This is a genomic window from Methylobacterium brachiatum (assembly GCF_900113845.1).
Taxonomy (GTDB): domain Bacteria; phylum Pseudomonadota; class Alphaproteobacteria; order Rhizobiales; family Beijerinckiaceae; genus Methylobacterium; species Methylobacterium brachiatum.
Genome location: NZ_FOQW01000017.1, coordinates 78,562 through 103,527, shown reverse-complemented (window position 1 = coordinate 103,527; position 24,966 = coordinate 78,562). Strand labels below are relative to the sequence as shown.

Genomic DNA, 24,966 nt, shown 5'->3' with positions numbered 1-24,966 from the left:
AACCCGCCCACGGCCCCTATTCGGCGGCCGTTCCGCTGAAGGCCTGCCGGTTGGCGCCGCGGGCGCGCGACGGCCGGCTGCCGTCGTAGCGGGCGGCCTTGCCGGCGGCGAAGAGCAGGAGCGCCGCCAGGCCCAGCAGCACGAGATCGACCCCGACGAAGAGCGGGTCCACCGGATCGCCGGCGCCGTAGGCCCGCTGCATCCGCCAGCCATCGGCCAGAGCGGCCGCCGCGTACAGGGCGGCACCCACGATCAGCACCTCGGGCCAGGCCCGCCGCTGCGGACGCAGCAGGCCGACCGCGGCGATCAGCACCCAGACCGCGAAGAACCCGCGGATCTCCCAGAACGCCCGGTCGGGCAGCCCCACCGGGAGGATCCGGTTGGCCAGGAAATAGGCCGCGATGGCTGCCGGCAGCCCGGCGATCGTCGCGATGTTGAGGCCCTGGACGAGGCGCAAGCCCAGATGCGGCGCGCTCCCGGCCGCGGCCGTCTTGGGCAGGCGCGCCACCGACCACAGCAGCAGGCCCGTGGCCACCATGGCGCTGCCGGCGAGCCCGCACAGGAAGAACAGGATCCGTAAGCCCGGCCCGGCGAAATGCGCCTCGTGCAGGCCGACCATCGTGGTGAAGGTCTTGGCCGCCGGCTTCAGCCCGCCGGCCCGGACCTCAACGACGCTCCCCGTGGTGCCGTCGAAGGCGACCTGCGGGTGCTCGTGCGAGAGCCCGTGCGGCTCCTCGAACACGACCACCACGGTGGCGTTCGCGTCCTTCGGGTTGACGATCGAGATCCGCTCCAGGGGCTCGTGGATCGTCTCCTGCGCGCGCCGCACCATCGGGCCGACGGGAGCCAGGGTGCCCGGCCGGCCCGCCGGGGGGCGCGGCGCCGTGATCTGGCCGGCCTCGGCGAAGAAGCGTTGCGTGTCGCCCCGATAGGCCGCGGTCATGCCCCAGGGCATGTACATGAGCGACAGGGTGACCAGCCCCGTATAGGTGATCATCAGGTGGAACGGCAAAGCGAGCACGCCCGTGACGTTGTGGGCGTCGAGCCAGCCGCGCTGGGCGGACTTGTCCCGGCGGAAGGTGAAGAAGTCGGCAAAGATCCGCCGGTGGGTGATGATCCCCGAGATCAGCGCCACCAGCATGATCATCGCGCAGATACCGACGATCCAGCGGCCCCAAAGGGGCGCCATGTTCAGCTCGAAGTGGAACCGGTAGAGGAAATCGCCGCCGCGTGTCTCGCGCAGGGTGGCCGGCGCCCCGGTCTCCGGATCGAGGAACACGTGGCTCGGCGGCTGGCCCGGCCCTGTCCGCCAGAACAGTTCGAGCAGGGGCAGGTCCGGGCGCGGCGGCGTGATGAACCATGACCGCGCGCCTCCCGCCTGCGCCTGCAGGTAGGCGACGCCGCGCTCCACCGCGGCGGCCGTCGCGTCTGGACCGCGCACGGTTCCGGCCTGGAGCTCGGGCCGCATCCAGCGCGAGATCTCGGGCCGGTAATAGCTCGCGGTCCCGGTGACGAAGACCGCGAACAGCACCCAGCCGACGATCAGCCCGGACCAGGCATGCAGCCACGCCATCGACTGCCGGAAGTTGTTGCGCATCGGCGGGGCCTTACCAGCGATAGCGCAGGGTTCCGTAGACCGTGCGCGGCAGGCCATAGAAGCAAGCCGAGTAGGAGAGGCAACTGGAGACGAAGCGCTCGTCCAGAAGGTTGTTGACGTTCAGCTCCGCCGTGAGGCCGGCCAGGCTCGGCGCGAGGTGCCGCATGTCGTAGGACGCGACCGCGTCGACGACCACGCTCTCCGGCACTTGGAAGGTATTGGCCGGATCGCCCCAGGACGGGCCGAGGTAGCGCACGCCGCCACCGATCCCGAGGCCCAGCAGGGGGCCGTCGGTGAAGCGGTAGTTCGCCAGCAGCGAGATCGTCGTGTCCGGCACCTGCACCGGGCGCCGCCCCTGGAGCGGCACCGACAGCCGGGTGAGGTCGTTCGCCGTGCTGCCGCTATCCCGCACGTTGCGGATGTCGAGGAGCGAGACGCCGCCGATCAGCGTCAGGCCCTCGGCCAGGTTGGCCCGTGCCTCGAACTCCACGCCCTGGGCGCCGACTTCGCCGGTCTGGACCACGAAGCCCTGGCGCAGGGGATCCGCGGAGGTTCGGTTCGATTGGCGGATATCGAAGACCGCGGCGGTCAGCAGGATGTCGGTGCCCGGCGGCTGGTACTTGATGCCGGCCTCGTACTGGTCGCTGCGGATCGGGTCGGGCACGCGACCCACCGACCCGAAGGCGCTGTCGAACACACGCCCGCTCACGATCGGCTCGAAGGCTTGGCTGTAGGACACGTACGGCGCCACGCCGCTGTCGAACTGGTACAGCAGGCTCGCACGATAGGTCAGGGCGTCGGAGGGCGCATCCTGGAGCGTCAAGGTGCTGGTGTTCCCGGAAAAGCTGCGGGTCGGGCCGGTCTGGCTGGCGACATCGTAGCGGCCGCCGAGCGTCAGCACGGCGCGATCGAACTTTGCCTGGTCCTGAAAGTACACGCCGGTCTGCTGGGCATCGACCCGCGAGGTGGTGTTGAATGCCGGGAAGGCGATGTTCATGGCGTAGTTCGGTGCCAGGATGTTGAGGTCCGGAGCGCTCGGGAACGGGGTGCCGCTGGTGCGGGTGCTGAAGGTCCGGTGATCGACGCCCAGCAGGGCGGTGTGCGCGATGAACCCGGTATCGAACTCGGCGATGAAGTTGTTGTCCATCGTGTAGGCTTCGGCCGCCACGTTGGTGCCGATGACCGACCGTGCCAGGAGCGGGCCGCTGGCGGTCGGGCCGTTCCGGTCGTTGAAGGCGCCGTAGACGCTGCGGTAATCGCCCTGGGTACGCAGGTAGCGTCCGGCCGAGTGGAACCGCAGGTTCTCGCCGATACGCTGATCGAACAGATACTCGATCGAGGCCTGGGTCCGGTCGGAGCGCTCGATGTTGCGATCGCCGTCGTAGAAATTCACCGGCAGCCGCCCGAACAGCCCGCTGCCGAAATTGCGTGAGAACACGGTGCCCACCGCCGGGAAGCCGCCGTAGAAGCCTGAGAACGGATCGCGCTGGTAATTGCCGATCAGGGTGAGCGACGTGTCGGTGGACGGGCGCCAGGTGATGCTCGGAGTGATGAAGGCCCGCTCGACCTTGGTGGTCACCGCCGGCCCGTCGCCGTTCCAGCCGAGCCCGATCACCCGGTAGGCGAACTGGTCGGCCAAGCCCGGGATGTCCGACGCGATGGGGCCGCCGATGTCGAAGCCGCTCCGGACCTCGTTGAAACCGCCGCCCTGAATGAAGACCTCGCCGTGGCGGACGAATTGCGGGACCTTCGAGACCAGGTTGACGATGCCGCCCGGGCCGGACTGCCCGTACAGTACCGAGGCCGGCCCCTTGATGATGTCGATCCGCTCTAGACGGTAGACGTCGATCGACGTGTTGGCGTCGCGCCCGCCGATGATCGCCATCTGATCCAGGAAGACCGGGGCCGTGAAGCCGCGGATGTTGAACAGTTCCAGGCGAGTCGAGCCGGCACCGCCGCGCGACTCGGCGAAGACGCCCGGCGTGTAGCGCAGCGCCTGGGTGACCGTCAGCGCGTTCTGGTCCTGGATCTGCTGGCGGCCGACGACCGAGACGGATTGCGCCGTCTCCAGGATCGGGGTGTCGGTCTTCGTGCCGACCGTGCTGCGGCTGGCGACGTAGCCGGGGACCGGGCCGACCGCGCCGCCGGCGCCGTACAGGTCGCCGTTGAGAGACCGGCTGGGGCCCTCACCCGTCACGCTCAATTCGGACAGCTCGATATCGGTAGTGGTCGGCGCCGCCTGTGCCGCGCCCGCGCCCGGCGCGATGACCGCACAGGTCGTTGAGAGCAACGCGAGATACAGGGATCCGGCCAGCGACCGTTCGATTGCGTTCCAGGTCGCTTCAGCCCGGGACCGGTTCATCTTGACGCCTCTAAGACAAGCACGGGACCGCCCGTGCTCTCTACGAAAACGGCAGCCTCACGCTACCGTGATCGTGTTGGCATCAGAGTATTGGTATAGGCAACCGCTATGTTATGGAGCAATTCTAATATAACTTGGACTCATTCCAAGTTGTACCCGCCTCCGCGGCTTCCCGCGAAGGGGAGGGGGCTTCGACGGTCGGGATCGGGCCGCCTGGGGGGGACATTTTGCGCTGTGGGTATGGGAAGGTTCTGTTAACCACGCCGGATTAGCTGAATACGGAATCGGCACTGAACCGGCTTGGTTGTGTGGTCCTGTGGTTCACGATCGCGCGTTCGTCTCTGCGACGACGCGTTGACGCGGTGACTGTCCTGGGTCGATACAGCCAAGATATGCGGCTGGCACAAGCGAGGGTTGCATGGTGGTGCGAAACTCAATCGTGCGCGATGCAGTTAAGCAGCCCGTGGATCGCGGCCGACCTCGGCCGCACGCCGTGAAAGACTGTTCCGATATGACGACCGTGACCAAGCCGAAGCTCGCGACCGAAGCCGATCGCGCGATCGGGAGCCGTATCGCGGCGCTCCGGGCCGCACAGGGTCTGAGCCAGACCACGCTGGGTCACGCCATCGGCGTCAGCTTTCAGCAGGTGCAGAAATACGAGAAGGGCCGCAACCGCGTCGGCGCCAGCCGCCTGCAGATGATCGCGGACCAGCTCAAGGTCCCGGTCGAGGCATTCTTCGCGGACAAGTCGCCGGAGGATACGGGCGCCGAGTCCATCCAGGGCCTGTTCGACGATCCCGAGATCATGGACCTCGTGGCGGCCTTCCGGTCGATCACGGACCAGACGACGCGCACCGGTGTCCTGTCGATCGTGAAGGCCGCCGCCGCCCTCCGACAGGCCGGCACCGACGCCTGACCGAAGGCGGGACGCCGGCTGCCGGCCGTTCCTCAGATCGGCTCGCCAAGCAGGTCCCCCACCGTCCGCTCGATGTGCTGGGCGATATCCGGGGCCCCCGTCATCTCGCCGAAGCTGCCCCGCGTCATCGGCCCGTAGGCGTAGAGACCGGGCCGGGGCCGGCCGTCCCGGTCGAGCACATGGCTGCGGCGATCGACGGCGAGGCCGAGACCGACCGCGTCGAGGCTGGCGGTCCCGTCCGCCAGCAGGGCGGCGACCAGCGGGTTGCGCGAGACATCGCGCTCCGGCCCGGTACACAGCACCACCGCATCGAACGACCGGCGCGTGGTCTCGCCGCCGCCGGGCCGCACCTGCGCCGCGATCCGCCCATCCGCGCCGAGTTCCAGGCCGGTGACGGCTGCCCGTTCCACGAGAAGGCGCCCCGCCGCCCGCGCCTCCGTCAAAGCCGCCGCGATCTGCGGCGCGATGCGGAAGCGGTGGACCTCCCAAAACGGCAGCAGGCGGCGCACGACGCGCCGCTTCTCGGCAGCCGGCAGGCTCGACCACAGATCGGGCAAGGCCGTGCGGAGGGAATCCACCACCGGGTGCCAGCCCAGGGCGGGATCGACCGACGCGACCTGCCGCCGGACGAGCCGGAGCAGGTCCAGAGCGGTGGCGGGCGGATGCGTTCCGACCACGTCCAGATCCATCCTGAAGAGTCCGTGAGCCTTCGGCAGCAGGCCCCGCCGGGAGATCGCGGTGATCGGCCCCCGATGACCGCCAGCGCCGAGGCTCGTCACCACGTCCGCCATGGTCAGCCCGGTGCCGACCACCAGCACGGAGGCCTCCGGCCCGATCCCGGCAAGCGCATCGGCCGCCCAGGGATCGGCGACGAGGCGGCCGGATTCCGCAACGCCTGGGCCGAGACGGCAGGGCAGGGCGGGCACCGCGTGACCGAAGCACAGGGCGACGCGGTCGGCCGCGAGGCGCTCGCCGGATCGCGTCAGGATCTGCCAGGCTCCGGCCTCTCCCCGGACCTCCATGGCCGTCGTGCGCAGATGGGACAGGCGCACGCGGTCCGAGGCTGCTGCCAGGGTTTCGGCCAGGACGGCGCCGATATACGCCCCGTAATCCGCCCGCGGTACGTAGGCTCCGGTGCCGTCCTCGCACGCCGCATCGGGCAGGATGCCCTGCGCGTGCAGCCAGGCGGTGGCGGCCCCGGTCTCGCCGGTGACGATATCCAGCCGGTCGCTGGGCACGTTGATGCGGTGATTGGGATCGCGGGTGCTGTAGGCCACGCCGCGCCCGAGCTCGGGCCGCGGCTCGAGAACGACGATGTCGAGGGGCCCCGTCGAGGCGCGTACCGCATGGATCGCCAGCACGGCGCCGGTGAAGCCGCCGCCCACGATTGCGAGGCGCAGCGGGCTTGAGGTCGGTGGCATGGTCCAGATGCATCCCCGAGGGTTTCGGGGGCGTTCGATCAGCCGGACGATGTCCGCGCAAGCCCGGAGGAGGCGGTACAGGTCTGTTCACGACGGGCAGCCGACGCCCGCGTGGTTCGGGTAAGTAGCGTGGCGCGATAGACCATGCCGGTGCTTGACGAGCCGGACGGTCCTGCTGAGCGCGGCGTCGGCTTCACGCGCGGGACCGAAGCCTCATGGGACAAGGCCCAACGCGATGTTTCACGGGAAACATCGCAGCGCCATTCCAACTTACCGCTCGAAGTCCGCGCCAACCGGGGTCGGCTGGCCGGTGCCGGGATCTACGCGGTGGCCGGCGCGAACTGGACGAAGGCCCCCAAGAAGGCCACGAAACCCGAGAGGGCGCCGGCGACACGATAGGCCCTCGCCGGCAGCCTGCGGCCGGGCAGGGTCCAGCTCAAGGCCGGCAGGGCGATCAGATTCAAGACGAGCCCGGCCATCACAGCCGCAGCGATCGCTCCTAGTGGCAGGTAGAGTGCGCCCACCAGGACACTCTGCGTGCTGCCGAGACCAGTCACCATCCGGACGCCGCCGCCGGCCAGGAAGCCGATGGCCGCTGCGGCGGTGATCGCCTCGCGCAGCATCGGGACGCCAAGATGTCCCGGAGGAATGGTCTCGATGGCTCGCACGGCGGCTCTCGCTCGTAGGTCCGAGCGGATGATCGCCGACCGCGATCAGCAATGCAATTGTGAGTTGTACTTAGTTCCGTTGATACACGCGCTGGGTCGCATGCGCCCCCATCCCCGATCGGCGCTGCCACCGCCCGGCCCCTCAAGTCCCTTGGCGCAGAGCGGCGTTACCCGGGCTGGGCTGCGGATCGTGAGACCCCCGCGTCGAAGCCCAACATCGCGGTGGCAGTCAAAGCGCGCGACAACGACGATCCACCCGGCATGGCTCGGTCCCCGAACCGCTTCCCACCCATCAAGACCGCGCAGACGATCCTATGGTCCCCCAAAGCCCGAAGGGACCGAGCGCTCCGCGCCGGTCCGGCGATAAGGGCCGAGCTGCGCGCTCTGCATCTCAGTGACCAGGAGCCGACGGTACACGTCCCCGCCGACAGGCCGGGGTCCGACCTTCGCTCCTTTGCAGACGCCGAACCTCGCACCACGCGTGCAGGCCGCGGCCACCCAGGAGCTACCGCGGCCGGGCGCTCGGCTTACCAAGCGGCCTGCAGACCGGCCGAGAAGACTTGGGCGGTGGCGCCGGGGCGGACCTCGCCGGTGTAGCTCGCCGACAGCGAGACCCCGGCGGCCACCGGGCCCGACACGCTCACGCCCAGCACCGCACCGTCCCGCGCCAGCGCGCTGGTGCGGGTCGAGAACGGCACGCCGAACAGGCTCGAACGCACCACCGCCGCCGTGTCCGCCAGCTCGTGCGCCCAGTACGCCCGGGCGTCGAGGCGCAGGCCCGCGGCTCCATCCACCGCGACGCTGGCGAGCCGACCGCCCGCCAGGATCCGCGCCCCGTCCAGCGCCGCCGTGGTGAAGACCTGCGGGACCAGGCCGCCGCGCTCGCTCACCCGGCCCCGGCTCAGCCGGTCGTAGCTGAAACCCAGCTCCGGCACGAGTTCCACCGGCAGGCCGGTCGCGATCGCGTAGCCGGCAAAGCCCGACAGGCCGAGATCGCCGCCGGACGGCGCGCCGCCGGCCCGCATCGGGGCCGAGCCCAGCACCATTGTCCGGTTCACCCGCCCGTCGGCATAGGCGCCCCCAGCCGTGCCGCGCAGCACCACCGCGCCCAGCCGCGTGCTGCCGTAGAGCGTCCCGCCGTAGCTGTCCGTGGTGAACGACCCGGGCCCGAACCCGGCCCCGGCGCCGCGGGACGCGCCGGTCTCGCGCAGGTAGCTGAACGCGCCGCCCACCAGCGTGTCGCGCCCGATCTGCCGGTCGACGCCGAGCAGCAGCCCGCCGGCATCGAGGTTCGCCCCGCCGGCGGCGCGGTCGCCGCCGCGGCTGCCGAAGCCGTACAGCGCGTCGGCCCAGATCCGGCCCTCGCCGGTGGCCAGCGGCTGGTCGGGGCCCCCGGCGGCGCCGCGCAGGTCGATCGCGGTGCCGTTCGGCCCGAGCCCGGCGCCGCCGGCGCTGAAGCTGGCGCTGCCGCCGCCCGAGGTCAGGCGCCGGTCGATCGTGGCGGCGACCAGCCGGCGCGCCGCGAGGTCGGCCATCACCGCGTCGCCGTAGCTCTGGCCCGACAGGCTCGCGAGCCCGCCCGCCAGGGTGCCGGGGGCGGCGGCGTAGAGCGGGTCGAACAGCCGTGCCCGGGCCGCGTCGGGCCGGGTGCCGGCCGCCGGCCGGGCAACGTCCAGGGCGGCGCCCACCGCCCGGGCATTGCCGCTCTGGGCGAGCCCGAGGGGCGCGAGGTTGCCGTAGGCGGCGGGGGTCACCACAAGGTCGAGGCCGGCGGCCCCGTAGAGCGCGTCGAAGCGGGTGGCCGCGGCCAGGCCGGCTGGCGGCTGGGTGAGCCCGCTGAACGAGCCGCTCAGCCCCGCCTGCGCCACCAAGACGGAAAAGCGCTGGCCAAGCCCCGGGGTGAAGCCGTTGGTCGCGTTGCCGGTGATCCCGCGCAGCACCGGCGCCAGGGTGCCGTTGGCCGCGACCGCGCCGCTCGGGCCCACCGCCAGCAGGCGGGCGTAGTTGCCCGCCCCGGCGCCGGTGCCGGTCCCGTCGATGTCGAGCCCGAACAGGCTGCCGGGGGCGAAGCTCACCGGGCCGGCCACCGTCAGGGTGCCGGGCGAGTTGCCCGGCCGCAGGGCGCCGGCCACCGCCACCGGGGCCGCGATCGTGCCGGTGCCGCGCAGGGTGCCGGCGGCCGCCACCGTCACGGGGGAGGTCCAGAGCCCGTTGAGCGCCAGCGTGCCCTGCTGGATCGTGGTCGGGCCGGAGAAGCGGCCGGTACCGGTGAGGTTGAGCGTGCCGGTGCCGACCTTGGTCAGCGTCGTGGGGCTGCCCCCATCCACGATGGCGCCGGCATAGCTGGACGCGCCGGGGCCGCCGACGGTGATCTGCCCGTTGCCGAGCACGGCCGTGGCCGATCCGGACAGGTTCGCGACGGTGAAGGCGCCGCCGCCGAGGTCGAGCGGGCCGGTGGTGGTGAGCGCGGTGATCCCTGAGACCGGGCCGGTGAACTGCAGGGCGCCCGTGTTGGTCAGGGCGCCGTTGAGCCGGCCGGACAGGCGGGCGGTGCCGGCGTTGGAGACGGGCCCGTTCAGGGTGCCGTCGCTGACCAGCAGGCCGGCATTGCCGATCTCGGCGGCCGAGAGGCTGGCCCCGGAGGCGACCGCGACCGTGCCGGCATTGCTGAGCGCGCCGGCCAGGCCGTAGGCGCCGCTCGCCGCCACATTCAGGGTGGCGCCGGCGGCGTTGGCGAAGGTGCCGTCGCTGGCGACCGTTCCGGTGACCGCGACGGTGCCGGCGTTCCGGATCGCGCCGTCGACCCGGCCGGCGCTGGCGACCAGGGTGCCGGTGTTGGTCACGCCGCCGGAGAGCGTGCCGCGAGTGGTCAAGGTCCCGGCATTGGTCACGCCGCCACCGATGGCGCCGGTATTGGCGGTGTATCCGGCATTCACCAGGCCGCCGGAGAGGCTTCCACTGGTGACCAGGGTGCCGGTGTTGCTCACCCCGCCACCGATCGTGCCGGTGTTGGCGGTGTAGCCGGCATTGGTCAGTCCGCCGGAGAGGCTGCCGCTGGAGGCCAGGGTGCCGACATTGATGACGCCACCGGCGACGGTGCCGCTGTTGACGGTGTAGCCGGCATTGGCCAGCCCGCCGGAGATCGCTCCGCTGCTGGCGAGCAGGCCGGCATTGATCACGCCGCCCGCGAGGGTGCCGCTGTTGGCCGTGAAGCCGACATTGACAAGGCCGCCGGTCGCGGTGCCGGCGTTCACGAAGCTGCCGGCCGTGCTGACGGTGATCGGCGAGATCAGGCTGCCGGTCGCCGTCAGCGCCAGCGTGCCGCCCGTCACGAGGGTGCTGCCCGTATAGGTGTTGGCCGCCGACAGGCTGGCCGTTCCCGGCCCGGTCTTGATGAGCGAGCCCGGCCCGGCCCCGTCCGCAAACACGCCCGCGAAGCTGGAGGTGCCCGTATCGATCTGGAGCGTGCCGGTGCTGTCGAGGGTCACCGGCCGGGCGGTGGCGAAGCCGTCGGCCAGGACTTCGAGGGTGCCGCCGCCGAAGGCCAGCCCGCCGCTCGCGGCGCCCAGGTTGCGGTCGGCCAGGATTCCGAGCACGCCGCCGTTGATGGTTGTGCCGCCGGCGTAAGTATTGTTGCCGGTGAGATCGAGGATGCCGGCGCCGGTCTTAATCAGGCCGCCGGGTCCGGAGATGTCGTTGGCGAAGCGACCGTAATAGGCTTGGCCCTTGTAGGTGGTGTTGACCGTCCAGGTGGAGGTGAACTGGCCCGGTCCATCGATCGCCTTGCCGAGGTTGAGCAGGCCCCAGCCGTAGATCTCCGCCGGCCCGATCGGGGTGGCGGTGGTGAACATCGTCTGGGCGATCTGCGGCGCCGTCAGGAACGGGAAGGCCTGTGTCAGCACTGCGGCCGCGCCCGCGACGTGCGGCGCCGCCATCGAGGTCCCACTTTCTTTAAAATACGGTGGTGTGTAGTTGGATTGAGGTCCGGTCGAGTAGATATCGACCCCCGGCGCAGCAATGCACCACGCCGCCGTGACGCCGCACCAGTTGCTGAAGGCGGCAATCTTGTTTTTGCTATCGGTGGCGACGACAGAAACGATCGATCCGGCAATACCGGAGAAATCGATTCCGCTTTGATCGGAAATAGGTCGACCCTTATCGTCTAGGAATTGGTAGACACCGCTTCTCGCGTTGCCGGGTCGTATGTATGGATAGAGGGCCGAGCCGCTCGGGTTGACCGACGTGACCGGCTGCAACTGCCGATCATTTCCGGCGGCAAAGACCAGCAGCATGCCGCTGTCAGCGGCCTGCTTGATTGCATCATATTCCGGTTTTTCGTTTGAAAATCCATAGGATTGGATCGTGAATACCTTGTAGGCTGGATTTTTGATCCAGTTGCCAAATTCATCCTTGATGTACGGGGGCGGTGAGCCGGGCCCGTAGCTGCCATTCAGGACGCGGGCGCCCTGCGCAGTCGCATGCTCGATGGCGGCGCTGGTGTCGCCATAGAGTCTGCCGGCATAAATGCTGGCATCGTCATTGCCCACGATCGCTCGAAGGGTGAGAATCGTGCTGTCATAGGCGACGCCCATCATCCCGACACCGTCGCGGGCAGCGCCGATCGTTCCTGACACGTGCGTGCCGTGGCCGTCCCGGTCGGTCAGCGCAGGGATGGGGAAGGCCGGACTGCCGAATTCCGGATTCCAGACATAGGCATCGTCCGAGCCCGGAGAGATCCGCGTGAATCCGGGCTTAGAGAGATTGCGGAATTCAGGATGGTTCGGGTCGATGCCGGTATCGACCACCGCCACCAACACCCCAGCGCCGGTGAACCCGCGCGCATAGGCGGTCGCGGCGTTGATCTGGGCCAGGCCCCAATCAGCCCGGTACTCGGGCGTGTCGAAATCCGCCGCCGTCAGGCCCAGGAACGAGGGCGGGCGTCTCGCCACGCTTTGAGCCGCTGCCGGCCCCAGCGCCGCCGTGAGAGCGGCCAGAGAGCAACCGAGCAGGAGGCCGCGCTGCGCCCGGCCACCCCGGCTTCCGACGCGGTCCGCTCGCGTGACGGAGCCGCGGCGTTCACCCGTATGGCGCATGGGGTCATGCTGGTCTGACATGAAGATCGTCCGATCGGTCCCGGCAAAGGCAAGGCTCCGGCCTTAAGCGGACGGACGTTTTACAGGCTATGACGTCCCGGCCACAGGATGCGGCGCGCGCGCGATTTGGCACTTCCTTCACCCCTTTTGAGACATACTGCATGCCGCGGGGCCCTGTGATGCGCGCTCTTGATCCGGACCGACCGGGGCGAGAGACCATCCGAAAGGTCCCGCCGAGATGTGGCGATGCGATGCGAAGCCAATCGGCGTGTTCATTCGATTCGTCGCAATCACGCCTGTCGAAAGACCGGTGCAGATCGACGCGAATCGGGATCATTGCAGGCCTGATACTATGAGACATCACCGCGCCGCCGTCATCGCCGCCCCGGCCGAGCACCGGCAGGCCCCGGCCGCATCGATCGCGCCCGATGCCGGCGCTGGGGCATCCCGTCCGGGCGAGGCGGCGCCCGAGGCGCCCGCCGCCGGCATTGCGTGCCTGCGCTTCGAGCCGCCCGAGGATCCGGACGCCCTCGGCCGGGCCTGGCAGGCACATCTGGCGCCGGTCTTTTCGGTGAGCTTCGGGCCGGAGACCGACCTCAGCGTCCCGATCGCGATGCGCAGCTATCACCTCGGCGAGCTGCTGGTCGGCGACGTGATCGCGCCGGCGCATATCCTCGAGCGGTCTCCGGAGATGATCCGGCAGCAGGGGCTCGATCACATCCTGCTGCAATTCTACCGGCGCGGCCGCAGCGTGGTCGAGACGGACCGCGCCGCCGAGCCGGTCAGCGAGGTCCAGTGCATCGTGTTCGACCTGGCGCAGCCCGTGCGCATCGTCGCGGACGCCGTCGATGCCACGAACGTGGTGATCCCCCGTGCCCTGCTGGAGAAGCAGGGTTGTCATCCGGACGCCCTGCACGGCCGCCCCCTGGACCATGACGGCGACCCGTTCGGGCGCCTGGTCCACAGCTTCGTCGCCAATGTCGTGGCCTGCGGCGACCGCCTGGATCAGCGCGAGGCCCTGGCGTCGGCATCCGCGATCATCCAGCTCTGCGCGACCTGGCTGCGCGGCCGGGAGACGGGGAGCCCCGTCCAGCACCAGGATGTGCGGATCCGGGTCCGCCGGTTCATCGAGGCGGAGCTCGGCAACCCGAAGCTCTCGCCGGCCCTGATCGCCGCGCGCCTCGGCCTGTCGCGCTCGACCCTTTACCGGGTGTTCGCGCCCAACGGCATCGTCACCTACATCCGCGACCGGCGCCTGATGCACGCGATGCGGATGCTCATCCGGGACGAGGCGCAGCCCGCGCGCGTCGCGCGGATCGCCTACGCGGTCGGCTTCACGGACGAGCGCACCTTCCGGCGTGCCTTCAAGCGCCGGTTCGGCTTCGTGCCGAGCGACGCCGTGCAGCGCTTCGGCCCGAATCGTGGCCCGGAGCCCCTGTCGATCCTGCAGACCTGGATCGAGAGCCTCTGAGGGATCTGCCGCGATCGCGGCGCGCTCGGTCCGGACGGCCCCGGTTCAGGCCGGGGGCGCGACGCCGCGCGGAGTTTCCGCCGATGCGGTCGGCAGCAGGCCGTGCAGCGCCATGCCGATGAGCATCGCGGCGACGAAGACGAGGACCGGAACCGCCCCCGTGGACAGGGCCGCCACGGCGGGGCCGGGGCAGAAGCCCGAGAGGCCCCAGCCGATCCCGAACAGGGCGGCGCCGACGATCAGCGGGGCATCGATTCGGCGCCGGGCCGGCAGGTCGAACCGGGCATCCAGGACCGGGCCGGAGAGGCGCCGGCTCAGGCGGTAGCCGAGCCCCGACACCGTCACGGCCCCCCCGAGCACGAAGACCAGGCTGGGATCCCAGCTGCCCGCCACGTCGAGGAAGCCGCGCACCCGGGCCGGGTCGAGCATGCCCGAGAGCGCCAGGCCGAGCCCGAAGGTGAGGCCCGCGGCCAGGGCCGCGAGGATGCGCAGGACGGCGCTCACGGCAGCCCCCGGATGGCGGCCACGGTCAGCATGCCGGTGGCGAGGAAGACCAGCACCGCCGCGATCGAGCGCGGCGACAGCCGGGCCAGCCCGCACACCCCGTGACCGGAGGTGCAGCCGGATCCGAGCCGGGTGCCGAAACCGACCAGCAGGCCCGCGAGCGCCAGGACCGGCAGGCCTGCATCGATCCGCATCTCCGGCCAGTGTCCGGCCAGCAGCGCGAAGGCCGGCGGCCCGAGGATCAGGCCGAGCAGAAAGGCGGCGTCGGCGAGCCGGCGCGCGCGTCCCGGCCGACCGAGGCCGGCGACCAGGCCGCTGATCCCGGCGATCCGGCCGTTCAGCAGCAGGAGCATCGCGGCGGACAGGCCGATCAGCAGGCCGCCCGCGAGGGGGGGAAGATAGGGGCTCATGGCGGTCTCGCCTTCCGAATCGGGGACCGCCCCGGCGATCCCCGGACCTGGGGTTAGCGGCCGGGCTGTCCCGGAACAAGCCTTGCCAAATGCCGTTGAACGATCGATTATCGAGCACGTTCAGTGGCTTAGCGAAGATCATGCTGGTCCCGGGGCAATCTGCGAACGAAACCTTCTCCCCCGATGCGGGGCGGGCGGAAGGGCATTCCCGGGACCGTCCGGCGCCGCGCCGGCCCCGCTTCGGACATCCGAATCGGGCCGGCCGGATCGGCCCTCGCAAGGACGGCAGCGCGAAAGGTTCAGCGACGATGGCGCAGGGTGATCAGGTGGTGTTCCAGCGGCTCGACCTCGCGGAGATCCTGGGGATCTGGCGCCATGCCCGGGGCCGGATCGTGGGCATCCATCAGCAGCAGGGCCACTCGGCCACGGTCGACGTGAAGTTCGAAGGCCACGAGACCCTGGAACGCTACCTCGCCGACCTGTTCCAGCTGGTGCATTGATGGCGCTCGAGATCCGGACCCTCCGGGCGTGACGGCCTCGGCCGCGATCCCGCCGCTGCGCGCCGCCGGCCGCGGCACCCTCGAGGGCGACCTGTGGGCGGAACTCCGCGCCGAGGCCGAGGCCGTCCTGGTCGAGGAACCGCTCTATGCCGGGATCGTCCAGGCGACGATCCTGGACCAGCGCAGCCTCGCCCAGGCCTTCGCGTACCGCCTCGCCCACCGCCTGGGCGACGGCGACCTCGCCCGGCTGTCGATGCGCGACCTCTGCCTGTCCGCCTTCGAGGCGGACCCCCATGCCGGGGCCAACGCCGCGCGCGACCTGATCGCCATCCGGGAGCGCGACCCGACCTGCCGGCGCTATCTCGACCCGTTCCTGTTCTACAAGGGCCTGGCGGCGCTGGAGGCCTACCGGGTCGCCCATTGGCTCTGGCACCAGGGCCGGGCGACGCTCAGCCTGCATGTCCAGAGCCGCATCTCGGAGGTGTTCGGCTGCGACATCCACCCGGCGGCCCGGATCGGCTCGGGCGTGTTCATCGACCACGCCACCGGCGTCGTGATCGGCGAGACCACGGTGGTGGCCGACGACGTCTCGATCCTCCAGTCGGTGACGCTGGGCGGCAACGGCAAGGAGAGCGGCGACCGGCACCCGAAGGTGGAGCGCGGGGTCCTGCTGAGCGTCGGGGCCAAGGTGCTCGGCAATATCCGCGTCGGCGAGGGGGCCAAGGTCGCCGCCGCCGCCGTGGTGCTGCACGACGTGCCGCCCCACACCACCGTCGCGGGCGTGCCGGCCCGGGTGGTGTCGCGCCTCGCCGCGGGCGAGGAGCCGGCGCGCAGCATGGATCAGTCTTTCGGCTTCGGCGACGGGATCTGATCCAAGCAAGAAAATTTTTTCTCAGAGACGAGAGCCGCAAATCCCGCGGGATCGACGTTCGGACGAGAAGGCAATTCTCTCACGATGCGGGGTTGCTTCACATATTTCCTATGGAGTCGGCGTTTTAAAGGCTGGTATTCCACGGACGCAGGATAAATAGGAAAAATCATTTCGTTGACCCGGTGCGGAATCAAGGCTTACCTTGACTGTGCTGGTTCGCCGCAGCGGTGAGCACAGTGTCCCGCCAGTCAACGGCTGCGCGGCTGCACGACACAACGGATCTTATTCTGAGCGCAGCGGCCATTCGGCCCTGATATCACCCCTTTTACCTTGTGCCCGACCCGCATCGACTGCGGGACGGCTCGCGGAGACGCGGGCCGATGCCGCGGCGCGCCTGCCATTGCGATGAAAGAGGACGAACGATGAGTGGACCCGGTCTGAGCGTGAGCGCCACGGCGGCACGCAATCTTGCGACAGCCACCGTCACCTCGGTCCAGAACGCGGCCAATACGCCGCGCTGGCTCCTCCGGCTCCTGCCGTTCGTGGACGTCGCGGGCGGCGTCTACCGCGTCAACCGGCGCGCCGTCGTGCTGGCCCGCCCCGGCCGCGTCGACCTCGTCACCGAGAACAGGGACCGGGCGATCCGCCCCGCCTCGCTGCGGGCGGTGCCGCTGTTCAGCCGCCTGGGCGATGCCGAGCTGGCAAAGCTCGCCGACCGCTTCACCGAGAGCAAGCACAAGGCCGGCAAGATCATCCACGAGGAGGGCGCCGGGACCCGCACCCTGACCGTAGTGGCCGACGGCACGGTCGAGCTCACCTTCTCGGGGCCCTACAAGGGCCGCCTGCGCCAGGGTCTGGCGACCCGGGGCGATTATTTCGGTGACGGCGACCTGCTCGGTGCCGGCGGACCCACACCGGCCGTCAAGGCGCTCTCGGCGGTCACCCTCCTGACCCTCGATCCGGACGCCCTCGAGAACGACGAGATCCGCGCCAAGATCGCCCAGTACCGGGAGGAGCAGGAGCGGCTGAAGGGCCATACCAGCTCGCACGGCGAGCAGGGCATCGAGCTCTTGGCGGTCCATACCGGCGAGCCGCGCCTGCCGACCACCTTCGTCGATTACGAGGCGCATCCGCGCGAGTACCACCTCTCGACGATCCAGACGATCCTCAACACCCATACCCGCGTCACCGACCTCTACTCGAACGAGATCGACCAGCTCCGCGAGCAGATCCGCCTCACCGTCGACGCCGTGAAGGAACGCGAGGAGTGGGAACTGCTCAACAACTCGCAGTTCGGCCTGCTCAACGAGGTCGGCCCGCGCCAGCGCATCCCCACCCGCGGCGGCCCGCCCACGCCGGACGATCTCGACGAGCTGCTGACCCTGGTCTGGAAGAAGCCCGCCTTCTTCGTCGCGCATCCGCGCGCCATCGCGGCCTTCGGCCGTGAGGCCACCCGCCGCGGCGTGCCGCCGGTCGTCGTCCACCTGTTCGGCGCGCCGTTCATCACCTGGCGCGGCGTCCCGCTGATCCCGAGCGACAAGCTGCCGATCGACATCGATCCGGTCACCGGCGCCGAGACCACTGCGATCCTGCTGTTGCGGGTCGGCGAGGGCGAGCAGGGCGTGGTCGGCCTGCAGAAGTCCGGCGTGACCGGCGAGATCGAGCCCGGCCTGTCGGTGCGCTACATGGGCACCAACGACCACTCGATCGCTTCGCATCTGGTGACGCGCTACTTCTCGGCCGCCGTGCTGGTCGAGGACGCGATCGCCCGCCTCGATAACGTCCTCCTCGGCAACTACCATGACTATGCCTGAGGGACTGGCCTTCGGTCGACCGGAGGCGAGCCCGGCCGAGCTCGCCCATAGCGATCTCATCGGGCGCCTCGCCCGGGAGATCTACCAGCAGGGGCAGGCCGCGAGCCAGCCCTTCGCCCCGACGCTGCCCGCGGGACCCCAGGTCCCGCAGGCCCTCGAAGGCCTGTCGCAGGGACCGGGCGGCGCCCCGTTCCCGAGCGCGGCCACGGGAATCCCCTCGGTTCCGGCCGGGGGGCAGCCCTCCGGCCTGCAGCCGGACGGATCCGCACTCGCGGCCAAGTCGTTCGGCGGGCCCACCCTCGGCGTGCCGGGCCTCAGCGGCCCGACCGTGCCGAACCTCGCCCCCGCGAGCCCGGCCTTCTTCGACACCGCCGCGATCCCGCCGGTCCACCCGGCGAGCCCGCGCCCGGTCCTGCCGGATTTCGGCTTCCCGAGCGCGCCGGCGGCCTTCCCGGGCGGTCCCGACCTGCACCGTCAGGTGGCCGGGGATCATCCCCGCGCCAACGCCTTCGCGCAGGCGATCGCGCCGCAGCTGGTGCCGGCCGACCCGTCCCGGCAGGGCGTCGATGTCGCCCAGGAGAGTTTTGCGCGGACCGGGCACCTGTCCCGGGCGCCCGAGGCTCCGGTCTCCGACTATTACTTCCTGAATGCCGGCCCGGGCCAGGCCCGCAAGGCGCCGGCCAGCCCACGGGTCGAGCCCGCCCGCTATCCGGGTCCCGCCCCGCGACTCACCGCCCAGGGGTCGAGCCCGGTGGCGGCGCCGTTCGACGTGGAGCATGTCCGCCGGGACTTCCCGGCCCTGCACCAGAGCGTCAACGGTCACCCGCTGGTCTGGCTCGACAACGCCGCCACCACCCACAAGCCGCAGGCCGTGATCGACGCGACCTCGGAATTCTACGGGCGGCACAACTCGAACATCCACCGGGCCGCCCACACCCTGGCGGCGCGCTCCACGGACCTGTTCGAGGGCGGCCGCGAGGCAGTGCGCCGCTTCCTCAACGCCCCCTCGAAGGATGACATTGTATTCCTGCGCGGCACCACGGAGGGGATCAACCTCGTCGCCCATTCCTTCGGCCGGGCCCATATCGGCCCGGGCGACGAGATCATCGTCTCGACCATCGAGCACCACGCCAACATCGTGCCGTGGCAGCTCCTGTCCCAGGCCACCGGGGCGACGCTGCGGGTGATCCCGGTCAACGACCGGGGCGAGATCATCTTCGAGCAATACGCGGCCCTGCTCTCGGGCCGGACGAAGATCGTCTCGGTGACCCATGTGGCGAACGCGCTGGGCACCGTGAACCCGGTGCGGGAGATCATCGCCCTGGCCCATGCCTACGGGGTGCCGGTGCTGGTCGATGCGGCGCAATCCTCGCCGCACATGCCGCTGGACGTGCAGGCCCTCGACGCCGACTTCCTGGTCTTCTCCGGCCACAAGGTGTTCGGGCCGACCGGGGTTGGGGCGCTCTACGGCAAGACGCACCTGCTCGCGGCGATGCCGCCCTGGCAGGGCGGCGGCCACATGATCGAGGACGTCACCTTCACCCGGACCGTCTACAAGGGCGCCCCGGAGAAGTTCGAGGCGGGCACGCCGGACATCGCGGGCGCGGTCGGCCTCGGCGCGGCGCTCGACTATCTGGAGCGCATCGGCCTGCCGGCGATCGCCGCCTACGAGCATGACCTGCTGGACTACGCGCAGGCCGGCCTCGCCGAGGTGAAGGGCCTGCGCCTGATCGGCACGGCCCGCGAGAAGGCGAGCGTGATGTCCTTCGTGATCGAGGGGCAGGAGAACGAGGCGGTGGCCCACCATCTCGACGCGCACGGCATCGCGGTGCGCTCGGGCCATCACTGCGCCCTGCCGGCCCTGCGCCGGTTCGGAATTGGCCAGTCGGTGCGGGCCTCGCTGGCCTTCTACAACACCAAATCCGACGTGGACGTGTTCCTCAAGGCGCTGCACAGCCTGCCGCGGCACTGAGCCGGACCGCGACGGGACGGACCGAAACAAAAACCGGCCGGACCCCGGAAGGTCCGGCCGGTCTTCCCGTTCTGGACGGTGGCGTCTCCCGCGCGTGGAATGCCCCGCAGACGATGGTGAGCCTGTGCGTCGGCCGGCCCTCGCCAGGGTGGCCGTCGGACCCGCGTCTTTCGTGGATGGCCCGGCTCTGCTTTCCGTCGGGAGATGCCCGGGGGCCTGCGCATGCGTGAAACGCGAAAGCATTCGCGATCCCCCAGCTGACGAGCAGGGTCTTCTCGTATTCCGCGGGTTGCGGCGGGACTTATTCTTTCGTCCTCCAAATTTTCGAAAGACGCTTTCGTTGACGCTCCGCGTCTCGGGGCGGACCATCGCGGCCTCCTTCGCGAACCTTGCGGCAGCCCCGACACTCTGCCGTGGCCATCGCCGCGCCGGCCCCGACACGGAGATTTTCATGAGCCTGCTGCCCCCGGAGGCCGTCGAGTTCATCGGCTTCGTCGCTCCCCGCCACAGCTCCGAGATCCACCCGGCGCAAGGTCCGGCGATCGACCGGGACTACCTGAAGCTCCTGGCCCAGGCGCATGAATGGGGCGGGTTCGACCGGGTGCTGGTGGCGTTCCATTCGACTTCGCCGGACGCCCTGCTGCTCGCCGCACAGGTCGCGACCGTCACCGAGCGGCTCGGGCTGATGATCGCCCACCGCACCGGCTTCACGGCGCCCACCGTGGCGGCCAGGCAATTCGCGACCCTCGACCAGCTCACCGGCGGCCGGGTCGCGATCCACGTGATCAGCGGCGGCGACGACCGGGAGCTCGCCCAGGACGGCGACCACCTCACCAAGGACGAGCGCTACGCCCGCACCGGTGAGTTCCTCGACATTGCCCGCCAGAGCTGGACCGCCGCGGCGCCATTCGACTACGCGGGCGCGTTCTACCGGGTGGAGCGGGGCTTCTCCGAGGTGAAGCCGGTCGATGCCATCCCGGTCTATTTCGGGGGCGCATCGCCGGCGGCCCTGGCGGTGGCCGGCCGCCACGCCGACACCTACGCCTTGTGGGGCGAAACCCAGGCCCAGGTCCGGGAGCTGATCGGGCGGGTCCGGGACGCCGCCGCGCCGCACGGGCGCCAACCGCGCTTCAGCCTGTCGGTCCGGCCGATCCTGGCCGAGACCGAGGCGCGGGCCTGGGCTCGTGCGGAGGATATTCTGGCCCGGACCCGCGCCGCCCGGGCGGCACGGGACCTCGGCGCGGCCGCCGCGCCGCAGAACGAGGGCTCGCGCCGGCTGCTGGCGGCGGCGGCCGCGGGCGCGCGCCTCGACAAGCGGCTGTTCACCGCCATCGCGGCCGAGACCGGGGCGGCGGGCAATTCCACCGCCCTGGTCGGGACGCCCGAGCAGGTGGCCGAGGCGCTGCTCGACTATCACGACCTCGGGGTGCGCACCTTCCTGATCCGCGGCTTCGATCCGCTGGAGGACGCGATCCAGTACGGCCGGGAGCTGCTGCCGGCCTTCAAGGCCGCGCTCGCGGCCCGCGGCCGCGCCGCAGAGGCCGCCTGATGCGCGCCGCGATCCTGATCCTCGTCGCCCTCCTGGCCGCCTGGCCGGCCCGGGCGGGGGACGTGCTGCGGATGGGCGACCAGCGCGGCAATGCCCGCGCCCTGATGGAGGCGGCGGGCGTCCTCGACGGCCTGCCCTACCGGCTGGAATGGAGCGAGTTCCCGGCGGCCGCGCCGCTTCTCGAAGCGCTGAACGCCGGGGCGATCGATGCCGGCGGGGTCGGCGACGCGCCCTTCACCTTCGCGGCCGCCGCCGGGGCACCCGTGAAGGCGTTCATGGCGTTCCGCAACCGGCAGGACGGGCTGGCGATCCTGGTCGCGCCGGATTCGCCGATCCGGAGCGTGGCGGATCTCAAGGGCAAGCGCGTCGCCACCAACCGCGGCTCCATCGGCCACCAGGTGGTGCTGGCCGCCCTGGCGGAAGCGGGGCTGCCGTTCGACAGCGTCCTGTTCAGCTTCCTGCCCCCGGCGGATGCCAAGATCGCCCTCGCCTCCGGGTCCGTGGAGGCCTGGGCGACCTGGGAGCCCTACACGTCCACGGCGGAACTCGCCGGCCTGGCCCGGGTGGTCCGCGACGGCAACGGCATCACCCCCGGGCTCACCTTCACGGTCGCGCGCGACAGCGCCCTGACGGACAAGCGGCCCCTGCTCGCCGATTTCGCCGCGCGCCTCGCCCGGGCCCGGGCCTGGGCGCTCAAGGATCCGGCACCCTACGCGAAGGTCTGGTCGAAGCTGATCGGCCTGCCGGAGGCGGTGCCGCTGCGCTGGTTCAGCCGCGCCGGCTACCGGACCGTGCCGATCGACGCCGACGTGATCGCCGACGAGCAGCGCACCATCGACCTCTATGTCCGGGCCGGACTGATCCCGAAGGGCCGCGCCCCGCAGGCGGCGGCGATCTTCGACACGGGATTCTCCCGAGCCCTGTCCGAAGCCTCGGCGGCGGTGCAATGATGCGGCGCTCCCCCGTATGGAGGTCCTGACGATGCACGACACCGGCGACGGCCACACGCATGCCCATGACGACGCGCACGGCCACGATCACGACCATGCCGCAGGGGAGGGGGCGCCGCGCTGGAAGCATGACGGCGTGCGGGTGATCCCGGGCGACCAGCTCGACAGCAACACCGCGCAGACACCCGGCATGTTCCGGCAGGCGGCGGTCAACGCCGCCCGGGTCGGCGCCCAGAAGATCTGGGCCGGCACGGTGGCGATCCAGCCCGACGCCAAGACCGGCGTGCACCATCACGGCGCCCTGGAGAGCGTGATCTACGTGGTCTCCGGCCGCGCCCGGATGCGCTGGGGCGAGCGGCTCGAATACGTGGCCGAGGCCGGGCCGGGGGACTTCATCTTCGTGCCGCCCTACGTGCCCCACCAGGAGATCAACGCCTCCACGGACGAGCCCCTGCACTGCGTGCTGGTGCGCTCGGACAACGAGGCCGTGGTGGTCAACATTCCGGATGTCGAGCCGGTGGAGCGGCCCGAGGCCGTCCACTGGGTCGACCCGATCCACAAGCAGCCGTGAGGACCCGCGGAGCGCCGCCATGAGTCGAGACCGCCAGCTGCATCTCGGCGCGTTCATGCGCCCGGTCGGGATCCACACGGCCTGGTGGCGCTATCCCGGCGGTTACCCGGACGCGAATTTCAACTTCGAGCACCTGACGCATTTCGCCCGGCGGCTGGAGGCGGCGAAGTTCGACGCCTTCTTCATGGCCGACCATCTGGCGGTGATGAACATGCCGATGGCGGCGCTACGCCGCTCGGCCACCGTGACTTCGTTCGACCCGCTGACGCTGCTGCCGGCCCTCGCCGCGCTCACGTCGCGCATCGGCCTGATCGCCACGGCCTCGACCACCTACAACGAGCCCTACCATGTGGCCCGGAAGTTCGCCTCCCTGGACCACATCTCGAAGGGCCGGGCCGGCTGGAACCTCGTCACCTCGGGCAACCCGGACGAGGCGCTGAATTTCGGCCGCGACGCGCATCTCGACCACGCGGTGCGCTACGCCCGGGCGCGCGAGTTCTACGACGTGGTTACCGGCCTGTGGGATTCCTGGGCCGACGACGCCTTCCTGATGGATCCGGAGAGCGGCCTGTTCTTCGATTCCAGCAAGATGCACGTCCTCGACCACCGGGGCGAATTCCTGACGGTGAAGGGGCCGCTCAATATCGCCCGGCCGGTTCAGGGCTGGCCGGTGATCGTCCAGGCCGGCGCCTCCGAGGCCGGAAAGCAGATCGCGGCCGAGACCGCCGAGATGGTGTTCGGCGCCAGCTCCACCCTGGAGGCCGCGCAGGCCTACTATGCCGACGTGAAGGGCCGGATGCCGGCGCTGGGGCGCGATCCCGACCACCTGAAGATCCTGCCCGGCGCCCTGGTGATCCTCGGCGAGACCGAGGCCGAGGCGCAGGCCAAGCGGGCGCGCCTCGACGATCTGGTCCATCCCGACAGCGGCCTCGCCAACCTGTCGGTGCGGCTCGGGGTCGACGCCTCCGGCTTCGATCTCGACGCGCCCCTGCCCGAGATCCCCGAGACCAACGCCAGCAAGACCAGCCAGGCGCAGATCCTGGACTATGCCCGCCGGACCGGCGCCACCGTGCGCGACCTCGCCCGCAAGGTCGGCGCCTATGCCGGGCTCCATTTCGTGGGGACGCCCGCACAGGTGGCGGACCGGATGGAGGAATGGCTGGAGGGCCGCGGCTGCGACGGCTTCAACGTGATGTTCCCGTTCGTGCCCCAGGGGCTCGACGACGTGGTCGACACGCTGGTGCCGGAGCTGCAGCGGCGCGGCCTGTTCCGGCGCGACTATGCCGGCACGACCCTGCGCGACCATCTCGGCCTGCCGCGCCCGCCGAACCGGTTCTTCGCGTCGGAGGCGCCGGAGCACGCGTGATGGAGAGCCGCGTCGGCGGCGCTCCGCGCTGTGCTTACCGCTTCACCTTGGCCTTGCGGGCGGCGAAGCGGGCGTCGCGGGTCGCCTTCTGCTCGGCGGCCAGGGCGGCCTGGCGCTCGACCTTCTCGGCGGCCTGACGGACGAGTTCGGCGGCCGCGCGCTCCTGCTCCGCGAGCGCTTCCGCGGCGCGGACCGCCTCCGCGGCGGCGCGGGCGGCTTCCCGCTCGCTCACCCGCACCTCGCGGGCCTCGGCGACGGCCTGACGCTCGGCCTGGCGGGCGAGGACGGCCGGATCGTCCGCCGCGGGGCGCGCACGGAACTGAGCCAGCCGCTCTTCCTTGGCCTTGGCACCGGCCTCGAGACGATCAGACAGCTGCGTTTCTTTGAATTGACCCACGGAGACTCCTCGCGCGCCGCAGCGCCCGTATCAGAAACAGAAGAAGCCGCTCCACACTGGGAACGGCTTCGAAACGCGTCCTCGGTTGAGGCGCGAGGTTCAGGCGGCCTGGAGGCTGCCGGCGGATTGCTTGCCGCTGCGACGGTCGGTTTCCAGCTCGTAGGAGAGCTTCTGACCCTCGATCAGGTTGCGCATGCCGGCGCGCTCGACGGCCGAGATGTGCACGAACACGTCCTTGCCGCCATCGTCAGGCTGGATGAAACCGAAGCCCTTGGTCTCGTTGAACCACTTAACGGTGCCGATGCTCATAACTATTCCAACTGCTTCAGAGCATGGTGCGGAGACCGGAGACCGGTCTGGCGTGATCACCAGGCTGTAACAAAGATCCAGGGCCTGCCGCCGTTGCGCTGCGCGAGCCGCGAACTCTGGACGATCGAAGGGGGCGAGCGCGTGCCTGAGCGTGCGCCCGTCCGTGGTCGTCGAAACTGGGAGAGATGCAGAGCGCTCGCCCTGTTGTGGCGAGACGGCCGAATA

Annotated in this window: 19 protein-coding genes; 10 read left to right on the top strand and 9 right to left on the bottom strand. The window is 70.6% G+C overall.

Features of this window, described 5'->3' with window-relative positions; translation table 11 throughout:
* Nucleotides 1-16 precede the first annotated feature (16 nt).
* Both BMZ47_RS21470 and BMZ47_RS21465 read right to left on the bottom strand, forming a co-directional pair.
* A complete protein-coding gene (locus BMZ47_RS21470; protein WP_091864121.1) occupies nt 17-1,597 on the bottom strand; it encodes a PepSY-associated TM helix domain-containing protein in 1,581 nt (526 codons plus the stop codon).
* A gap of 10 nt (nt 1,598-1,607) precedes the next feature.
* The gene (locus BMZ47_RS21465; protein ID WP_091864120.1) at nt 1,608-3,959 is read right to left on the bottom strand and encodes a TonB-dependent siderophore receptor; all 2,352 of its coding nucleotides are present in this window, start codon (nt 3,957-3,959) and stop codon (nt 1,608-1,610) included.
* A gap of 511 nt (nt 3,960-4,470) precedes the next feature.
* On the opposite strand from BMZ47_RS21465, the gene BMZ47_RS21460 reads away from it, so the two are divergent.
* Nucleotides 4,471-4,875, top strand: a complete 405-nt coding sequence (locus tag BMZ47_RS21460; protein WP_163006148.1) for a helix-turn-helix domain-containing protein — start codon at nt 4,471-4,473, stop codon at nt 4,873-4,875.
* A gap of 32 nt (nt 4,876-4,907) precedes the next feature.
* Here the strand turns inward: BMZ47_RS21460 and BMZ47_RS21455 are convergent, their stop codons facing one another.
* The 3 genes from BMZ47_RS21455 to BMZ47_RS21445 form a co-directional block, all read right to left on the bottom strand.
* Nucleotides 4,908-6,296, bottom strand: coding sequence for an FAD/NAD(P)-binding protein (locus BMZ47_RS21455; protein ID WP_091864118.1), 1,389 nt, complete (start codon nt 6,294-6,296; stop codon nt 4,908-4,910).
* Between the two features lie 320 nt (nt 6,297-6,616).
* Nucleotides 6,617-6,964 (bottom strand): hypothetical protein, encoded by a 348-nt coding sequence (locus tag BMZ47_RS21450; protein WP_139221038.1) that lies wholly within the window; start codon nt 6,962-6,964, stop codon nt 6,617-6,619.
* 527 nt (nt 6,965-7,491) lie between these two features.
* On the bottom strand, nt 7,492-11,913 hold the full coding sequence (locus tag BMZ47_RS21445) for a S8 family serine peptidase (RefSeq protein ID WP_244536900.1): 4,422 nt from the start codon (nt 11,911-11,913) through the stop codon (nt 7,492-7,494).
* Nucleotides 11,914-12,409: 496 nt separating this feature from the next.
* Here BMZ47_RS21445 and BMZ47_RS21440 point away from each other — a divergent pair, with 496 nt between their 5' ends.
* Nucleotides 12,410-13,528, top strand: coding sequence for a helix-turn-helix domain-containing protein (locus BMZ47_RS21440; RefSeq protein ID WP_244536899.1), 1,119 nt, complete (start codon nt 12,410-12,412; stop codon nt 13,526-13,528).
* A gap of 45 nt (nt 13,529-13,573) precedes the next feature.
* Here BMZ47_RS21440 and BMZ47_RS21435 read toward each other — a convergent pair whose 3' ends face one another.
* Both BMZ47_RS21435 and BMZ47_RS21430 read right to left on the bottom strand, forming a co-directional pair.
* Complete coding sequence (locus BMZ47_RS21435) at nt 13,574-14,032, bottom strand: YeeE/YedE family protein (RefSeq protein ID WP_091864115.1); 459 nt, start codon at nt 14,030-14,032, stop codon at nt 13,574-13,576.
* The gene (locus BMZ47_RS21430; RefSeq protein WP_091864114.1) at nt 14,029-14,442 is read right to left on the bottom strand and encodes a YeeE/YedE family protein; all 414 of its coding nucleotides are present in this window, start codon (nt 14,440-14,442) and stop codon (nt 14,029-14,031) included. The genes BMZ47_RS21435 and BMZ47_RS21430 overlap by 4 nt, the downstream gene beginning before the upstream one ends.
* 308 nt (nt 14,443-14,750) lie before the next feature.
* Here BMZ47_RS21430 and BMZ47_RS21425 point away from each other — a divergent pair, with 308 nt between their 5' ends.
* From BMZ47_RS21425 to BMZ47_RS21390, 8 genes are all read left to right on the top strand, one after another.
* A complete protein-coding gene (locus BMZ47_RS21425; RefSeq protein WP_007565415.1) occupies nt 14,751-14,942 on the top strand; it encodes a hypothetical protein in 192 nt (63 codons plus the stop codon).
* 28 nt (nt 14,943-14,970) lie between these two features.
* The gene (gene cysE, locus BMZ47_RS21420) at nt 14,971-15,813 is read left to right on the top strand and encodes a serine O-acetyltransferase (protein ID WP_091864113.1); all 843 of its coding nucleotides are present in this window, start codon (nt 14,971-14,973) and stop codon (nt 15,811-15,813) included.
* 422 nt (nt 15,814-16,235) lie between these two features.
* Nucleotides 16,236-17,627: a family 2B encapsulin nanocompartment shell protein gene (locus BMZ47_RS21415; protein WP_007565413.1), complete on the top strand. Its 1,392-nt coding sequence runs from the start codon at nt 16,236-16,238 to the stop codon at nt 17,625-17,627.
* On the top strand, nt 17,614-19,599 hold the full coding sequence (locus BMZ47_RS21410; RefSeq protein ID WP_091864112.1) for a family 2A encapsulin nanocompartment cargo protein cysteine desulfurase: 1,986 nt from the start codon (nt 17,614-17,616) through the stop codon (nt 19,597-19,599). Before BMZ47_RS21415 ends, BMZ47_RS21410 begins: the two co-directional genes overlap by 14 nt.
* 451 nt (nt 19,600-20,050) lie before the next feature.
* A complete protein-coding gene (locus BMZ47_RS21405) occupies nt 20,051-21,148 on the top strand; it encodes an LLM class flavin-dependent oxidoreductase (RefSeq protein ID WP_091864156.1) in 1,098 nt (365 codons plus the stop codon).
* Nucleotides 21,148-22,098 carry an ABC transporter substrate-binding protein gene (locus tag BMZ47_RS21400; protein ID WP_167369080.1) on the top strand — a complete coding sequence of 317 codons (951 nt, stop codon included), beginning with the start codon at nt 21,148-21,150 and terminating at the stop codon, nt 22,096-22,098. Before BMZ47_RS21405 ends, BMZ47_RS21400 begins: the two co-directional genes overlap by 1 nt.
* A 31-nt stretch (nt 22,099-22,129) precedes the next feature.
* Nucleotides 22,130-22,669, top strand: coding sequence for a cupin domain-containing protein (locus BMZ47_RS21395; RefSeq protein ID WP_091864154.1), 540 nt, complete (start codon nt 22,130-22,132; stop codon nt 22,667-22,669).
* Between the two features lie 19 nt (nt 22,670-22,688).
* On the top strand, nt 22,689-24,035 hold the full coding sequence (locus BMZ47_RS21390) for an LLM class flavin-dependent oxidoreductase (protein WP_091864111.1): 1,347 nt from the start codon (nt 22,689-22,691) through the stop codon (nt 24,033-24,035).
* A gap of 34 nt (nt 24,036-24,069) precedes the next feature.
* Here BMZ47_RS21390 and BMZ47_RS21385 read toward each other — a convergent pair whose 3' ends face one another.
* Nucleotides 24,070-24,432, bottom strand: a complete 363-nt coding sequence (locus tag BMZ47_RS21385) for a DUF6481 family protein (protein WP_208601082.1) — start codon at nt 24,430-24,432, stop codon at nt 24,070-24,072.
* Nucleotides 24,433-24,531: 99 nt separating this feature from the next.
* Nucleotides 24,532-24,741, bottom strand: coding sequence for a cold-shock protein (locus BMZ47_RS21380; RefSeq protein ID WP_007565404.1), 210 nt, complete (start codon nt 24,739-24,741; stop codon nt 24,532-24,534).
* Nucleotides 24,742-24,966 lie beyond the last annotated feature (225 nt).

What these genes read in the sequence shown, in the direction of transcription:
- BMZ47_RS21380 (WP_007565404.1), bottom strand. Translation starts at nt 24,741, where the DNA reads ATGAGCATCGGCACCGTTAAGTGGTTCAACGAGACCAAGGGCTTCGGT.
- BMZ47_RS21400 (WP_167369080.1), top strand. Translation starts at nt 21,148, where the DNA reads ATGCGCGCCGCGATCCTGATCCTCGTCGCCCTCCTGGCCGCCTGGCCG.
- BMZ47_RS21390 (WP_091864111.1), top strand. Translation starts at nt 22,689, where the DNA reads ATGAGTCGAGACCGCCAGCTGCATCTCGGCGCGTTCATGCGCCCGGTC.
- BMZ47_RS21410 (WP_091864112.1), top strand. Translation starts at nt 17,614, where the DNA reads ATGACTATGCCTGAGGGACTGGCCTTCGGTCGACCGGAGGCGAGCCCG.
- BMZ47_RS21405 (WP_091864156.1), top strand. Translation starts at nt 20,051, where the DNA reads ATGAGCCTGCTGCCCCCGGAGGCCGTCGAGTTCATCGGCTTCGTCGCT.
- BMZ47_RS21415 (WP_007565413.1), top strand. Translation starts at nt 16,236, where the DNA reads ATGAGTGGACCCGGTCTGAGCGTGAGCGCCACGGCGGCACGCAATCTT.
- BMZ47_RS21395 (WP_091864154.1), top strand. Translation starts at nt 22,130, where the DNA reads ATGCACGACACCGGCGACGGCCACACGCATGCCCATGACGACGCGCAC.
- BMZ47_RS21460 (WP_163006148.1), top strand. Translation starts at nt 4,471, where the DNA reads ATGACGACCGTGACCAAGCCGAAGCTCGCGACCGAAGCCGATCGCGCG.
- BMZ47_RS21425 (WP_007565415.1), top strand. Translation starts at nt 14,751, where the DNA reads ATGGCGCAGGGTGATCAGGTGGTGTTCCAGCGGCTCGACCTCGCGGAG.
- BMZ47_RS21470 (WP_091864121.1), bottom strand. Translation starts at nt 1,597, where the DNA reads ATGCGCAACAACTTCCGGCAGTCGATGGCGTGGCTGCATGCCTGGTCC.
- BMZ47_RS21440 (WP_244536899.1), top strand. Translation starts at nt 12,410, where the DNA reads ATGAGACATCACCGCGCCGCCGTCATCGCCGCCCCGGCCGAGCACCGG.
- BMZ47_RS21465 (WP_091864120.1), bottom strand. Translation starts at nt 3,959, where the DNA reads ATGAACCGGTCCCGGGCTGAAGCGACCTGGAACGCAATCGAACGGTCG.
- BMZ47_RS21430 (WP_091864114.1), bottom strand. Translation starts at nt 14,442, where the DNA reads ATGAGCCCCTATCTTCCCCCCCTCGCGGGCGGCCTGCTGATCGGCCTG.
- BMZ47_RS21455 (WP_091864118.1), bottom strand. Translation starts at nt 6,296, where the DNA reads ATGCCACCGACCTCAAGCCCGCTGCGCCTCGCAATCGTGGGCGGCGGC.